Genomic DNA, 14,988 nt, shown 5'->3' with positions numbered 1-14,988 from the left:
ATCGGAAAGCTACCATCTCTAATAAATTACTCTCATACGGCCAAGCTGTTAATCAGCTAAAGTTTCTGAAGTCAACAACCAAGCTCAATGCACCAGTCAATGTTTTGCGGGAGTAGGGAAATTTTTAGCTTTTTAGCGTGGACTCTGCTAAACTTGCACCCTCAGAATATATTGCTCCCGACTTTGCACTCCCTTTTATTAGGCTACCAGTCAGAATAGCTCCCTTTCTGCATATTCATGAACAATTTGGCAAAAATGAGCGCAGATAGTTTTACCCGTTGTTAGTTAAGGAGGGAACAGGCAACAGCGAAGAGAGCTTAACAGAAAATTGCCTATTGCCTTCTTCAAGAATTGTAATTAGAGTCAGATAATGATACAATCTTTTTCTCTATTTATCAGGATCACCTATCCAAAGTAGTGTTTCTGACACTACATAGCAGCGTAGTCCTCCAAATAAAGCAATCTAGATTCTGGAAAGATTTATACCGCTGTTATTAGCGGTGTTTGTGCTTTATAGTATCAAAGGTTGATGTCAATACTGACAGATAAATTACTAAGAATTAAGACAAACAGCTGACGCTTCCTAGGCGAAGGCAAAATATTGGTACTAAAATATGACTCAAATTTCGGGAAGGCACAAAACGAGCTGTTGCAATATACACTTGTAATGTCAAGTCAACACGATATTATTATGGCACGGTTTTACATGCCTGGAATGCTCTAGGTGAATTATGTCGATTACGGTGCAGAGGAAGTAGGCTGTGCGAATTCCGCTAGATTACTACCGAATTTTAGGACTACCGTTAGCGGCAAGTTATGAACAATTGCGGCAGGCATACAGCGATCGCATTGTGCAAATGCCGCGACGTGAGTATTCACAAGCAGCAATTTCTTCTCGCAAACAACTCATAGAAGAAGCTTACGTGGTTTTATCAGATCCCAAAGAACGCAGCAGTTACGATCAGCTGTATCTTGCCCATGCCTATGATCCTGATGGTACTGCCTCTCGGACCGTAGCAGTAGACAATCGCCCAGAGAACAACAACGGTGGCATTGACGCCCAAAGTCTCAGCATCGAAATTACCCAAGACGAATTAGTGGGTGCTTTATTGATCCTGCAAGACCTAGGGGAATACGAAATCGTATTGAAACTGGGTCGTCCATACCTGGTAAATAAAAACAGCACATCTACTAGAACAGGCAATTATCCGACGAGCGAGGAAGACCCCAACAATCCCGATCGCCCTGATGTTGTCCTCACTATTGCCTTGGCGTGCCTAGAACTGGGTCGTGAGCAATGGCAGCAAGGCCACTACGAAAACGCCGCCAATTCTCTAGAAACTGGCCAGGAAGTTTTATTCCACGAAGGTTTATTTGTGAGTGTACAGGATGAAATTCAGGCGGATCTGTACAAATTGCGACCATATCGAATTTTAGAATTACTGGCACTACCAGAAGTCAAAACTGCTGAACGACGCCAAGGTTTGGAATTATTGCAGAACATCCTAGACGATCGCGGCGGGATTGATGGCAATGGCGATGATGAATCTGGCCTCAACATCGATGACTTTCTGCGATTTATCCAGCAGTTGCGGAATTACTTGACAGTCGCAGAACAACACAAGTTGTTTGAGGCGGAAAGCAAACGCCCCTCTGCTGTCGCCACCTACTTGGCCGTCTATGCCTTGATAGCACGGGGATTTGCCCAGCGTCAACCAGCTTTAATTCGCCAAGCAAAACAAATGTTGGTGCGTCTAGGCAAACGCCAAGATGTACATTTAGAACAATCACTCTGCGCCCTACTGCTAGGGCAAACCGAAGAGGCCACCCGTGTTTTAGAACTCAGCCAAGAGTATGAAGCCCTAGCTTTTATTCGGGAGAAATCTCAGGACTCTCCAGACATACTACCGGGGCTATGTCTATATGGAGAACAGTGGTTACAACACGAAGTTTTTCCCCACTTTCGAGATTTGGCAAAGCAGCAAGCTTCCCTTAAAGATTATTTTGCCGAACAAAAAGTCCAAGCTTATTTAGAAACCCTGCCAACAGATGCTGAAGCAACCAATGAGTGGGCTGTAATTAACCGCCAGTCATTTTCTCCTCTCCAAGCAAATAGTAATCGCCGTCGTCACCCTGCTGGAAATTCTCGACAATTTTATCAAAACCGCACACCAGATCCAGAATTACCAGGAACACCCTCAAGATCCTCATCATCCAGTTGGAATATATCAGCTACTCCTGCGGCTGCTGGGAGTACAACATCAGAAACTTCTATGGCACAGATGCCTACTGCGGAACGCACAGCCAGAGTTGCTAACCACAGCTTGAATGGTTCAGCTAAGGCTTCTCCACCTAGTAACACTCAAAAGCACCGACGAAGAAAGCCAGCATCATCTAACAGTCGAGACCAAGTATCAGAAAATCGTCATCGCTATCCTCAACGACGGCGCATCTTTGCCAATACGCTAGAAGGCAAAACCCGTTTGGTGTGGACGGTGTTGGCCTCTTTGGTAGCTGTATTAGTTTTATGGTTAATTATCTCCACAACTTTTGGCTGGGTAAAAAATCTCTTTTTCCCTCAAGCATCTTTACACGGTGAACAGTTATTCATCCAAATTGATCAACCACCAATAGCCATTCCTGACAAAAATAGTCCGCAGCCATCACCAGAGGAACCTTTAGCTAATGCCACTGCAGAGGAAACCATTCGCAATTGGCTATCTACTAAAGCGATCGCTCTAGGACCAAAACATGAAATTGATAGCTTACAAAAGATTTTAACTGGTTCAGCCCTATCCCAATGGCGTTTAATTGCCCAGCAGGATAGAACGGATAACCGTTATCGGCAGTATGATCACAGCGTGAAGGTAGAATCTATAGACAAAACTGAATCAGATCCAGACCACGCAGTAGTACAAGCTACGGTGAAAGAGTTAACACAGTTTTATGAAAATGGTCAAATTAAGAAGTCTTCAGACGAAACTTTGCGAGTTCGCTATGACTTGATTCGCCTAGAGGGTACATGGCGGATTCAGGGTATGTCCATTGTGAATAAGATCAGCATGAACTATTAGCTAACTCCAAAAGCATTGTGTCAAGTTGAAATTTGTGGATATACGATGTTCGTAGTCAGGACTAAGGGACTTCCAACTAAAAAATATCCTATCACTGAGTAGGCAGGGGGGCAGGGAGCAGGGAGCAGGGGGAGAAAGAAATATTATCTAAGTAAATTGGATAATTTATTTTCTGGAAGTCCCTAAAGTGCTTACTACGAAATTATGAAAAAGCAGGGGAGCGGGGAGCAGTGGTGCTTTCGCCCACAAACACTCGGTTTGTACCTTTTCTCCTACCCCCTGCCTCTTATCAAATGTATTGAGGGATATTCTCCTAATCCCTAAACCCCAGCCAAGCGACGAAATTCTCCCACCAGGAGTTTGTCAAATTACCTACAGTCAGCCTCATTTTTTGACGAATGTCTTGGATATTCCAATTTGTTAATCTAGCCAGAGTTTGTGCTTCCTGTTCAAAACGCCTCGACAAAGTCCGTTTGTATTCTCGCCCCGCTGGACAATTGAGTTCACCACTGAAAGGATGTTGTAAGATATAACGCCCCTGAAAAGATTCGCGGTTGGAAGTTGCTTGAAATGTGGGGTCTTCGGGAAATTTGTCGCGGGTGTAGCGGACATGTAACCGGGTGATAAAGACATCACTAGTAGGAAAAGGACGACGGAAGCGGGGAGATACTGGCGCATCAGCGGTAGAACCATCTAGCCAGAATACACCTGCTTGTTTGAGTTCTTCAGGGGTCAAAGGTTCAGCAGAACAAGGGTCGCAACTGCCCATATCCCATGCATATTCTAAAAAACCTACTTTCCGGTCTTCTTTGGTGTAGGCAGTTTGAAACATAGATTTGTAAAATTCGCCAAATTCTTTTTTGACAAATATGGGAATGTTGGCATTGGAAGGAACTTTGACTGTGCGGTAGTTTGTGATTTCTGCTTGTCCTTTGGGTGAGAGAATGTAGACAATCAAGTCTTGTTCAGTGGTGGCATTAATCATCCCTAACCGAATAGGTAATAAGAACTTGGGTGACTTATAGGAAATTTGCAGAGGTCGGAGTAATTGATAACCAGATTGCTCAAATTTATCGAGATTGACTTTGGCAACAAAGAATTTCATTGAGGAGCGGATGTAGGGTTTGAGTAGCTCTTTTGCTCCTTTAGGAATTTTATAACCACTGCGGTTGAGCCAAGTTTCCAATCCACCTGATTCTTTAGCACTGAGAATCACAATGTCGTATTCCCCAACATTGAAACGTGCCTCGACGGTGACACCTAAACTATCAGCGCTCCTTTTCCTAGCTGAACTCTCGTTTAGTGCAGATGGTGCAGCTGAGGGTCTTGGAAGATTCTCAGAGTCATACATTGGCGCACAGGGATCTGAGTCGAAGTACTCTACCAATCGCGGCGCACTGAAAGCATCTAAACGCTCGATAATTTTGGGTTCAGCAACGCGGACTTGCTCTTTTTGCAGTACTGTTGGTACGGGTACTACCATTGCAAAATCTTTGACTTCACCTTGAAAGTCGTTTGCCATTGTCAAAACAGTGCGATCGCCATCCCGGACAATTACCACCTGAGAAGCTTTGTTGTACAGCTTTGTATCAGCTTTGGCTACATAAAATCCACAGAATGCCCAAGCTGCAGGTGTAAAAGACAGTACAACTACAAATATCAACAGTAAAGAAACTAAGTATCTTAAAGGCTTCATCTAAATTATTCCTCCAACATATTAAGTATTGATCTCAAACTGTGGACTTCGGAAGTCGAAGTTTGGTGTTTGGAAGTCGAAGTTTGGTGTTTGGAAGTCGAAGTTTGGTGTTTGGAAGTCGAAGTTTGGTGTTCGGAAGTCGAAGTTTGGTGTTCGGAAGTTGAAGTTTGGTGTTCGGAAGTTGAAGTTTGGACTTCAAAGTTACAAGCATTCTCCCTATCACCCCGTCACCCTGAATAAGGATCGGATAACAAGAGTGAAGATGAGGAGGATATAGCTTCCTCACCTCCCTTATCTCCCCCTACTTCTTCATCTCTCTGTTCCCCCTTTCCTCGCCAAGAAAATTTCGGGGCTAACCAAAGAGCATCTAGCAGTATGGTTAATGGTGCAAGTATAAATAGTGCCCAGAAAACTGCAGTGGAGACAAAGAAATAATTACGCAAGATAAAAGTTAAGATGGCGATGCACATTGCCCAAACTACACGACCAATTCGAGCATTGGGAATTGACCGAGGATCAGTCACCATAAACAGGGCAAATAAGAGCAGAGAACCGCTCATCAAACGGTGCAAGTAAACATCCCAAGTCCAACCCAGCCAAAGATTGCGAATCGCTTCTAGGAGAGAGTAAGCACCTAAAAAAGCGGCTGTAGTGTCCCAACGACCGACTCGTTGCAAAATCATCCCGCCAGTCCCGACAAATAATAGTCCATACCACCAGTCTTCTCCCCACTGTCCTGGTGAAACCCAAGCGTCAGGAGTGAATACCAAAGCGGTAATTATCCCAAAATTGCCAGGATTGAAGACATGTTTATCCCCCACCCGCAAAAGAAATTTACTAGCGATCGCACAAACTGCCCCTAAAGCCATCGTCGTCCAGTGGTCAGCCCGCAATAGTAAACTCAGTCCCAATGAGGTAATCAACGCACTACGCAGACTAAGGGATTGGTGGCTGGGGACTGGGGATTGGGGACTGGGGACTGGGGATTGGGGACTGGGGACTGGGGATTGGGGACTGGGGACTGGGGATTGGGGACTGGGGACTGGGGATTGGGGACTGGGGATTGGGGATTGGGGATTGGGGACTGGGGATTGGGAAGATAGGGAGGATGAGGGAGAAATAACTCTTGACTCTTGACCCTTGACTCTTGACCATTGACTCTTGACTACAGAAAATATCCCTTGAGTCAATAAACAAGTAGCGATCGCCACGCCAATTAACTCAGGCTTCAGCGTCCAGTCCCTTGTCCCAATTCCCAAAACTAAGAATAAAGAGAGAAAGAGAATTTGATAATCACGAATATCCTTGAATAACATTCACCCGTCGATTCAGCGATCGCTTTGAGAGGTTTCATCAATTTAGACGGGTATAAGCGCAAACATCTTGTCGTTACAGATTTTGTTACAAACTAGGATTGGGGACGGTTGACGGTTGACGGTTGACTCTTGCCTATTGCCTTTCCTTGTTGACCCTTGACTCAATTCCTGCTTACAAGGTAAGGTAAAAATAATTAAATAAAAATTAAATCAGTCTGCCTAATCCAATATTTGCCTTGAGAGCATTTGCAAATCAAGGTAAACGGGAGCGGAGGAACCATATTTGGGGCGTATCTTCACTACAGGCTTAAGTATGAAACACATACTTCATACCTAATCCCTCAGAAGAAGGACATCTCTCAGTTCTAGCCCGTCAGCTAACTTCGTAGGCTTTGAGAGGAGACTGACCGAGCAGCATTTTTACTAGTAATAATGCTTGGTTCTCGTCAGTGTCCTTGGCTGGTAACTTTGCACTTCGTTGTACCTGCCCTCGGCCATAAGGAGAGGATAAACATATCTTATTTTCTGGCATTTGAGGCAGGATTGTTCGCCTTGAGGTAAAGTTTACTATGTTCCAGAATAAAAAACATCGCATTGCGCTGATTTCTGTTGATGGCGACCCCGCTATCGAGATTGGTAAAGAAGAAGCTGGGGGTCAAAACGTCTATGTACGTCAGGTAGGTTATGCACTGGCTCAACTAGGCTGGCAAGTGGACATGTTTACTCGTTACAGTAGTCCTGAGCAAGATGCCATTGTGCAACACAGTCAGAACTGTCGCACTATTCGTTTAAAAGCAGGCCCATCTGAGTTTATCGGACGAGATCACTTATTCGACTATCTGAGCGAATTCTTGAGAGAATTCCAGCAATTTCAACAAAATCAAGGATTTCAGTATCCCATAATTCATACCAATTATTGGTTGTCTTCTTGGGTGGGGATGGAATTGAGAAAGCAGCAACCGCTGATTCAGGTGCATACTTACCACTCTCTAGGTGCAATTAAATACAGAAGCATTAGTAATGTTCCCGTCATTGCCATTCAAAGATTAGCTGTAGAAAAAGCCTGTTTAGAAACTGCAGATCGCGTGGTGGCGACCAGCCCTCAAGAGCAGAAACACATGCGGATACTGGTTTCCCCGAACGGACGGATGGAAATGATTCCTTGTGGTACGGATATTGATAGATTCGGCAAAATTGCCAAGTTTGCAGCTAGAGAGCATTTAGGCATAACATCTGATACAAAGATGGTGCTTTATGTCGGTCGCTTTGATCAGCGCAAAGGGATTGAAACCTTGGTGAGAGCGATCGCTAAATCTGAGTTAAGAGGTAAAGCTAATATCCAGTTAGTGATTGGCGGTGGTAGCCGTCCAGGACAGAGTGATGGTATTGAACGCGATCGCATTGCAAACATCGTTGCTGAATTAGGGCTAAAAGATTGCACCATCTTTCCTGGACGCTTAGATGATACTGTCCTCCCTTACTATTATGCCGCCGCTGATGTATGCGTAGTACCCAGCCACTATGAACCTTTTGGTTTAGTTGCGATTGAGGCGATGGCTAGTCGAACTCCCGTCGTCGCTAGTAATGTGGGCGGATTGCAGTTTACTGTTGTACCAGAAGTCACAGGGTTACTCGTCCCACCCAAGGACGAAGTAGCTTTTGCTGCTGCTATTGACCGTATCCTCACCAACCCAGATTGGGGAAAACAACTAGGCGAAACTGGTCGGCAAAGAGTAGAAATTGCCTTTAGTTGGGATAGTGTAGCCTCCCGACTAGCCCAACTATACACTCGTCTGCTAGCTCAAAGTACACTCGTAATCGAGAACAAACCACAGCTAGTAGCTTAACTGCCCACATCATACAAACAGTAAAATATCAACCACTCAACAGTTATCAGTACAAGTAACTGATAACTGTTAACTGTTAACTGTTCACTGAATTTAACCAAGGAGTTAGAACCCATGTTGAAGATTGGAGATGATGTTAGACATCAAGCCACAAAGCAGGTTGGCACAGTTTTCGGTTATGGACATCAAGTAATGCACGGCATGTATCTCACCACCCTGAAAGCCAGAGTGACGAAGAATAGGGGAACTCGTCGCAGCAGCAAATTTATTGAGGATATCTATACTACTTGGGTTGCGGAAGATGTAGCTTGAAATCCTCTCACCATTAATCAGAAGTACCTGATAAAGCAGGAGATTCCAAAGAGCGCTCTTTGGGTTCCCTCTTTCCACGACTCAGCTTACCTGAAGGAGTTTCTTCTTTTGTCACTAACTGTTAAAAGCACTATCAAATTAAAACAACATAATATCGCCTTACAAAAATTACTTATTATAAACGTCCCCAATATGAATTCCCTGAGCTTCATTAATATTAGTAATAAACTTCCCATGCTGATTTATGACATCAGCTATTTTATTAATATTCTGTGTTGCTTCCGGTTTCACCTCATCCCACCCCTTATTTGGTAAACCCTTACCACCTCGTAATTGTGCGATCGCAAAATCTACTCCCGTCATATAGAATTGTGGAATTTGTTCTTGCTTATATTGACTCCGTACGCTATCGGGTAAGGTTTTACCAACATAATTCATAATATTAGAAACCCTGACTTCCGTATCTCCAGGTTGATTGCCAGCACCATGCAAAGCTTCAAGAAAATGATAGGTGTAGATGCTGAGTGATTCATCCCGAACGTAGAAAGAAGATTACGTACCTTCCGAAGAAGTAAACACAATTCGACCTTTACCTTTTTTCAATTCCTCAATCAAGCCTTTTGATGGAGATGCTTCAACAAATCCTGCTGGGGTAACTGTTACAGGTAGCGATAGTTTATTATAAGCTGACTCTCCGACACCAATTAAAAGCGCATATCCATGAGTAAATTTATTGCTCATTACTATTTCTCCTGGAGTTTAAGTATAATTTGCTTCTGTAACAATTTTTAATTTTTAAGTACTTATACGGTCGATGAACACCAAAATTATAGTGTATGTCATAATCAACACTAGTCATCAACAGTATTTTTTTAGTTTTTTTGAATTTCCATCCAGTAAGGGACTGGCTGATTAATAATGTACCAATTGAGTAGCTACAATCCTCAACGGTGCGTGACGCTACAAAATCATATATCGCTCTACTCAATGCATTGTCGCAGCGTCACACACCCTACAAATTGGTATTTTATTTTCCCGGAAATCCCTAACAGCAAAATACCAAAAACTAAATAAATATTTGTATGCTGAGTTAATGGGTCTTAATATTTTTGTTTAAAACTGGTGCAAGAAGATTTTAGGCTAATTGTTGATTTAGTTTCAGTTCTCGCCGTCGCCGCCTGTGGGGGACTGTTGGCGGCGCTGGTAAAGCAACCCGTTTTGCTGGGGTATCTGATCGGTGGGATGATTGTTGGTCCTGCTGGGCTGGGACTGATTAAAGAAGTTATTCAAGTAGAAACTTTAGCCCAGTTCGGGGTGGCATTTTTGTTATTTGCCTTGGGAGTAGAGTTTTCTTTCTCGGAACTCAAAAAAGTTCAGGCGATCGCCCTAGGAGGAGGAGGACTACAAATTACTCTGACGATTCTCATCACGGTTTTGCTGTGTGGTGTCACCGGAGCCTGGGACGTATTACCCGCTAAGGGAGTATTTTTAGGATCAATTCTGTCTTTATCTTCCACAGCAGTTGTTCTGAAGTGCTTAATGGAGCGCAACGAAACAGAAACGCCCCACGGACAAGTGATGCTGGGAATCCTGGTAGTCCAGGACTTGGCCCTAGGACTGATGCTAGCAGTGTTACCCGCTCTGCATGAACCACCTGAAGTTATTGGTATAGCAGTATTAACAGCGCTGTTGCGGATTGGTTTATTTGCGGCTGGTGCCGTTGCAGCGGGGATTTGGCTGATACCACCTTTGTTAAGACTCCTCGCCCGTACTGAAAGCAAAGAACTATTTTTATTAGGTGTAGTGGCGCTGTGTTTAGGTATTGCCCTGCTCACTGAATATTTAGGGCTATCGATTGAAATGGGGGCATTTGTCGCCGGTTTGATGATTTCCGAGGTGGAATACGCCGATCAAACCCTGACTTATGTCGAGCCGCTGCGGGATATCTTCGCCAGTTTATTTTTTGCCGCCATTGGCATGTTAATCGACCCAGTGTTTCTATGGAACAACCTAGAATTAATTCTGGCATTAGTAGCACTGGTTTTTGTGGGGAAGTTTTTGATTATCACACCCCTAGTAAAGCTGTTCCGCTATCCGTTAAAGACAGCGTTGATTGCTGGATTAGGACTGGCTCAAATTGGGGAATTTTCCTTTGTGCTAGCTAGTGAAGGACAGGCTTTGGGGTTGGTTTCTCGACAGATATATTTACTAATTTTAGGAACCACAGCAGTCACACTGGTAATTACCCCGTTTGTATTGCGGTTAGTACCATTTCTGTTTAACTTCGCCGAAACTATGCCTTGGCTGAAACCCTATTTAGAAGAAGAACAGCCACGGGATGTTTCCGAAGAATTGCCATCGAAAGACCACGTTGTAGTTTGTGGTTATGGGCGAGTGGGTAAGAACTTGGTGAAACTGTTACAGCAACACCAGCTACCTGTAGTCGTAATCGACCAATCAGAACGCAGAATTCAACAATTACGCGATGCTGGGGTTGCTTATGTCTATGGTAATTGTGTGAGTCTGCACGTTCTCGAAACCGCTGGAGTGAACCACGCCAAAGGAATGGCGATCGCACTTCCCGATCCGATGAGTACTCGTCTTTGCCTCAAACGCGCTTTGGAGTTGTGCCCAGAATTAGATTTAGTGGTTCGCGCTACCCAAGATAAAGATATTGAAATGCTTTATCAACTGGGAGCTAGGGAAGTTGTGCAACCAGAGTTTGAAGCCAGTTTAGAAATGGCAACTTATTTATTAACCGATGTGGGTTTGTCACCTGCTGTGATCCAACGAGAAATGCAGCAAATCCGCAACGATCACTATTTAGCCTTACGACCAGAGCGTTCTGCAACTGAAGTTTCCCGTGATTTACGACAAGCAACTCTCGATTTAAATCGCCGCTGGTATCCCCTCCCCTCCGGTTCGCCGTTAATTGGTATGAGCCTCGAAGAAGCCGATATGCGCTACTTAACAGGGGCAAGTTTAATGGCAATTCGCCGCGCTAACGGTGAAGAAATAGACTACCCCAATAATCAAACTAAATTAGAAGCAGGCGATCGCCTTTTGGTCGTGGGAGCAGATGAAGAACTAGCTGCTTTGGCTGAATTTGCCCTAGGTAGGGCAGTTGTCCCCGGAGAAAACAGTGCTTGTCAATGGATAACTGTGAACGCCGATTCGCCCGTTTTAAGCAAAACTCTAGTAGATTTAGATGTTCGCCAATATGAAGTAGAAGTGCAAGCAATACGACGAGATGGCAAATTTATCCCCTCACCTGAAGGCAACATGGAATTGCGAGATGGCGACCAAATATTATTATGTGGCAGCTTGTCCAGTCTTAATCAGCTGCAACCCCTGTTTTCGCTGAATAATATTTTACCGCTGGGATAAAACAGTTATCAGTTATCAGTTATCAGTTACTTGTACTGAGCGTAGTCGAAGTATCAGTTATCAGTTATCAGATTGTTCACTGTTAACTGTTCACTGATTTAATATAAGCGATCGCCTGTTTCCAAACTGTAGTTTGCTGACTGTTTTCATCCACAATACACACACAGTTTGGATCTTGCCAAATTACCCTACCTGTTAGTAAATCGCCTGTCAGCAGTTTGAACTCTACGACTGCTGTTTGTTTAATCAGAGTTTGCACTTGCCGAATACTGGGGAGTGAAGTATCAAATTCAGTGGTAAGCATTTTTTATGTAGATGAGAATATGTTTAATTAAGGGAATGGGGAATGGAAAATACTTTCCCAATGCCTCATTCCCAATTCATTGATAATTCATCTTTAGGTAAATGGCAATCGAATTTACTAAGTATCACGGTCTAGGTAACGACTTTATTCTGATTGATAATCGCTCAACATCCTTACCAGTGCTGACTCCAGAGCAAGCAGTCGAGTTGTGCGATCGCCATTTTGGTATCGGTGCTGATGGTGTAATTTTTGCACTACCTGGAGAAAATGGTACTGACTACACCATGCGGATTTTTAATTCCGATGGTTCAGAACCAGAAATGTGCGGTAATGGTATTCGCTGTTTAGCTGGTTTCATAGCCGATTTAGAAGGCGAATCCCGAAATAAAGACCTGTATCACATTCATACCCTAGCTGGCGTGATGGCACCCCAAATATTGCCCAATGGTCAAGTAAAGGTGGATATGGGCCTACCTAAATTACTCGCTGGCGAAATTCCCACCAGCCTTGCACTAGCTGAAGAGAAGGTGATTAATCAACCGCTGGAGGTAGCAGGGAAATCTTGGGATGTCACCTGTGTCAGCATGGGAAATCCTCACTGTATTACCTTTGTGGAAGATGTCGCCGCCATACCCCTAGAAGCGATCGGCCCGCAATTTGAACATCATCCAGTTTTTCCCCAACGCACAAATACCGAATTTATTCAAGTAGTGCGTCCTGATTACCTGAAAATGCGGGTTTGGGAACGAGGCGCGGGGATTACCTTAGCTTGTGGAACTGGTGCTTGTGCGGCTTTAGTTGCGGCTGTATTGACCGGGAGAAGCGATCGCACCGCGACTGTAGAATTACCGGGTGGCCCATTACAAATTGAATGGTCCCAAATTGACCAACGGCTGTATATGACGGGCCCAGCACAAAAGGTTTTCACTGGTAGTTTATAAACTGATAACAATTCAAAAAAAGAATGCTGCGGATGTGTAAGTTAGGTTGTAGCTTGCTTCTCCTTAGGGGTACGAGAAGCTACGTGAACGGCGTTTATCTCCCTCAACCTAATCTACATCTGCAGCGACATTAGTGGTGGGTGAAGCGGAACGTCACCCTGCTATTCAATCCAAGTCTAAGATATTATGGAAGCACTCAAAGAGAAAGCGCAGTGATTGGGAACCAGCTTATGCAAGCAATCCTTTTAAGTCGCGAAGAGGTTGCACGTCGAGCAAAGCAACTGTACGAGGGTGGAATCCGTCAAAAAGTTGAGATCGCGGAAAACATTGGCAAGATGGTGATCATCGACATTGAAACAGGCGGTTATGAAGTTGATAAAACTGGACTACAAGCATCACGTAACCTCAGTAAGAAACACCCAAACGCTCGCCTATTTGGTATTCGCATCGGCTATAACGTCGCTGTCTCATTTGGTGGTGTCATGGAGCGGGTCTAGAAGTGATTTCTGGAATTGTGACGGATAGACACGCAACTGTCGCGCTGACGTTTTTGCTGCCGAACGGCTCAACCATACCGATTGAGTTTGTCATAGATACAGGCTTCACTGGGGAACTTTGCCTTCCTCTCGAAGCAGTTTCACTGATGGGTTTAACCTTCAGACACGATACATCTGCAAATTTAGCAGATAACAGCGAAGTGTTGCTCCCGCTTTACGAGGCGATTGTTCTTTGGGGTGGTGAAGAGCGGGAAGTCCTTGTCATTGCGACAGGAAGACGACCCTTGCTTGGAACTGCTTTGTTGGATGAGCAAGAACTTATCATTCAGTTTATAGTTAGCCCTCTTTATCCACTCGCCACAACCACCGGAGATAATTATGGCAAGCGAATCTGTTTCAGTTTCTGGCCCTGTCGATATCGAGTCAACTGTAAAGCAGCCGGTGGCAACCACCGACGATCTGAGTTCGCAGCGGTTCTATCATGGCACACGGGCTGACCTGAAGCCGGGAGACTTAATCAAGCCCGGATACACCTCTAACTACGGTAAGAGGAAGAAGGCGACCTACGTCTACCTGACTGCCACCCTGGATGCAGCCACCTGGGGGGCGGAACTGGCACTCGGCGAAGGTTCCGGCAGAATCTACATAGTGGAACCGACCGGCCCGATTATGGATGACCCCAATCTGACGGACAAGAAATACCCGGGTAATCCGACGAAGTCATACCGCTCTCGGGAGCCGCTACGGGTTGTGGGCGAGGTCACGGATTGGCAGGGGCACTCCCCCGAAGCGCTTAAGGCCATGAAGGACAACATTGAGCGACTTAGGCGACTTGGTGTTGAGGCAATCGACGACTGAGTTACTCCCCGCATCATCGGGCACTCGATGAGCTTCCGGATGCGAGCTGATGGGGCGCTCATGTTCCTGATCCTGCAACCCAGCTTGAGAAACTTATGGCATTCAGATTGAATGCTCTTGTAATCATGGTATAACTGAAGTATAACTGAAATGTAGGGATTACCCTTCAGGACACTATGAAAACTGCAATTTCTCTTCCAGATTCAGTTTTTGCAGAAGCAGAAGCACTAGCCCAAGAGTTAGGATTGTCACGTAGTGAACTTTACACAAAAGCATTACAAGCATATTTAAAGAAGTACAACCGGAATCAAATCCTGCACAAGTTAAACCAAGTTTACTCAAAAGAGTCTTCGGAATTAGATCCGGTGATGGCAAGGATGCAATTTATGTCTATGCCACATGAGGATTGGTGATGTATCGGGGAGAAATTTGGTGGGCGAACTTACCTGATCCATTAGGTTCAGAACCTGGATACCGTCGTCCTGTTTTGATAATTCAAGATGATATTTTTACTCAAAGCCGTATCAATACAGTCATTGTCGTTATTATCACTTCAAATATTCAGTTAGCAGAAGCACCAGGTAATGTATTGTTATCTAAAGGATCATCAGGGTTGTCCAGAGATTCCGTAGCTAATATATCTCAAATTTTCACAGTTGATAAAACGTTTCTAGTTGAACGTATTGGTTCATTGCCAGACTATTTGCAAGAGGAGATAGATGAGGGACTACGAACAATCTTGTACCTTTAGCAGCG

General features: G+C 44.5%; 16 protein-coding genes and 1 riboswitch. Of the genes, 11 read left to right on the top strand and 5 right to left on the bottom strand.

Translation table 11 applies throughout. The annotated features are described in order from the left end of the window. Positions 1–761: 761 nt before the first annotated feature. Positions 762–3,074: an IMS domain-containing protein gene (locus CAL7507_RS29170; RefSeq protein WP_015132095.1), complete on the top strand. Its 2,313-nt coding sequence runs from the start codon at positions 762–764 to the stop codon at positions 3,072–3,074. A gap of 313 nt (positions 3,075–3,387) precedes the next feature. On the opposite strand, the gene CAL7507_RS29165 is transcribed toward CAL7507_RS29170, so the two are convergent. Continuing rightward, complete coding sequence (locus CAL7507_RS29165; RefSeq protein ID WP_015132094.1) at positions 3,388–4,770, bottom strand: DUF2330 domain-containing protein; 1,383 nt, start codon at positions 4,768–4,770, stop codon at positions 3,388–3,390. A 69-nt stretch (positions 4,771–4,839) separates the two neighbouring features. Here CAL7507_RS29165 and CAL7507_RS32565 point away from each other — a divergent pair, with 69 nt between their 5' ends. Further along, entirely contained in the window at positions 4,840–5,010 is a 171-nt protein-coding gene (locus CAL7507_RS32565; RefSeq protein ID WP_160166378.1) for a hypothetical protein, read from the top strand. Here the strand turns inward: CAL7507_RS32565 and CAL7507_RS29160 are convergent. After that, entirely contained in the window at positions 4,998–6,086 is a 1,089-nt protein-coding gene (locus CAL7507_RS29160; RefSeq protein ID WP_015132093.1) for an RnfABCDGE type electron transport complex subunit D, read from the bottom strand. The two genes, CAL7507_RS32565 and CAL7507_RS29160, sit on opposite strands and share 13 nt — an antisense overlap. 206 nt (positions 6,087–6,292) lie before the next feature. Next, positions 6,293–6,493, top strand: a riboswitch (cyclic di-AMP (ydaO/yuaA leader). A 162-nt stretch (positions 6,494–6,655) separates the two neighbouring features. On the opposite strand from CAL7507_RS29160, the gene CAL7507_RS29155 reads away from it, so the two are divergent. Both CAL7507_RS29155 and CAL7507_RS29150 read left to right on the top strand, forming a co-directional pair. Continuing rightward, a complete protein-coding gene (locus CAL7507_RS29155) occupies positions 6,656–7,933 on the top strand; it encodes a glycosyltransferase (RefSeq protein ID WP_015132092.1) in 1,278 nt (425 codons plus the stop codon). 114 nt (positions 7,934–8,047) lie between these two features. Next, complete coding sequence (locus CAL7507_RS29150; protein ID WP_015132091.1) at positions 8,048–8,245, top strand: hypothetical protein; 198 nt, start codon at positions 8,048–8,050, stop codon at positions 8,243–8,245. 168 nt (positions 8,246–8,413) lie between these two features. Here the strand turns inward: CAL7507_RS29150 and CAL7507_RS33310 are convergent, their stop codons facing one another. Next, positions 8,414–8,683 carry a hypothetical protein gene (locus tag CAL7507_RS33310; protein ID WP_052331567.1) on the bottom strand — a complete coding sequence of 90 codons (270 nt, stop codon included), beginning with the start codon at positions 8,681–8,683 and terminating at the stop codon, positions 8,414–8,416. A 114-nt stretch (positions 8,684–8,797) separates the two neighbouring features. Continuing rightward, on the bottom strand, positions 8,798–8,986 hold the full coding sequence (locus CAL7507_RS33305; protein ID WP_052331566.1) for a hypothetical protein: 189 nt from the start codon (positions 8,984–8,986) through the stop codon (positions 8,798–8,800). Between the two features lie 381 nt (positions 8,987–9,367). Between CAL7507_RS33305 and CAL7507_RS29140 the strand changes: the two genes are divergently transcribed. Further along, positions 9,368–11,632, top strand: coding sequence for a cation:proton antiporter (locus CAL7507_RS29140; protein WP_015132090.1), 2,265 nt, complete (start codon positions 9,368–9,370; stop codon positions 11,630–11,632). A gap of 82 nt (positions 11,633–11,714) precedes the next feature. Here the strand turns inward: CAL7507_RS29140 and CAL7507_RS29135 are convergent, their stop codons facing one another. Then, positions 11,715–11,936, bottom strand: a complete 222-nt coding sequence (locus tag CAL7507_RS29135) for a hypothetical protein (protein ID WP_015132089.1) — start codon at positions 11,934–11,936, stop codon at positions 11,715–11,717. A gap of 101 nt (positions 11,937–12,037) precedes the next feature. Here CAL7507_RS29135 and dapF point away from each other — a divergent pair, with 101 nt between their 5' ends. From dapF to CAL7507_RS29110, 6 genes are all read left to right on the top strand, one after another. After that, positions 12,038–12,877: a diaminopimelate epimerase gene (gene dapF, locus CAL7507_RS29130; RefSeq protein ID WP_015132088.1), complete on the top strand. Its 840-nt coding sequence runs from the start codon at positions 12,038–12,040 to the stop codon at positions 12,875–12,877. A 230-nt stretch (positions 12,878–13,107) separates the two neighbouring features. After that, a complete protein-coding gene (locus tag CAL7507_RS29125; RefSeq protein WP_015132087.1) occupies positions 13,108–13,374 on the top strand; it encodes a hypothetical protein in 267 nt (88 codons plus the stop codon). Positions 13,375–13,376: 2 nt separating this feature from the next. Continuing rightward, the gene (locus tag CAL7507_RS31210) at positions 13,377–13,871 is read left to right on the top strand and encodes a clan AA aspartic protease (RefSeq protein WP_369750822.1); all 495 of its coding nucleotides are present in this window, start codon (positions 13,377–13,379) and stop codon (positions 13,869–13,871) included. Further along, positions 13,816–14,232, top strand: a complete 417-nt coding sequence (arr, locus tag CAL7507_RS29120; protein ID WP_042342584.1) for an NAD(+)--rifampin ADP-ribosyltransferase — start codon at positions 13,816–13,818, stop codon at positions 14,230–14,232. The genes CAL7507_RS31210 and arr overlap by 56 nt, the downstream gene beginning before the upstream one ends. Positions 14,233–14,408: 176 nt before the next feature. Further along, a complete protein-coding gene (locus CAL7507_RS29115) occupies positions 14,409–14,645 on the top strand; it encodes a hypothetical protein (protein WP_015132085.1) in 237 nt (78 codons plus the stop codon). After that, the gene (locus CAL7507_RS29110; RefSeq protein ID WP_015132084.1) at positions 14,645–14,983 is read left to right on the top strand and encodes a type II toxin-antitoxin system PemK/MazF family toxin; all 339 of its coding nucleotides are present in this window, start codon (positions 14,645–14,647) and stop codon (positions 14,981–14,983) included. Before CAL7507_RS29115 ends, CAL7507_RS29110 begins: the two co-directional genes overlap by 1 nt. Positions 14,984–14,988: the final 5 nt, after the last annotated feature.

It is taken from the genome of Calothrix sp. PCC 7507 (assembly GCF_000316575.1).
GTDB lineage: Bacteria > Cyanobacteriota > Cyanobacteriia > Cyanobacteriales > Nostocaceae > Fortiea.
This window is presented reverse-complemented; position numbering and strand designations above follow the sequence as displayed.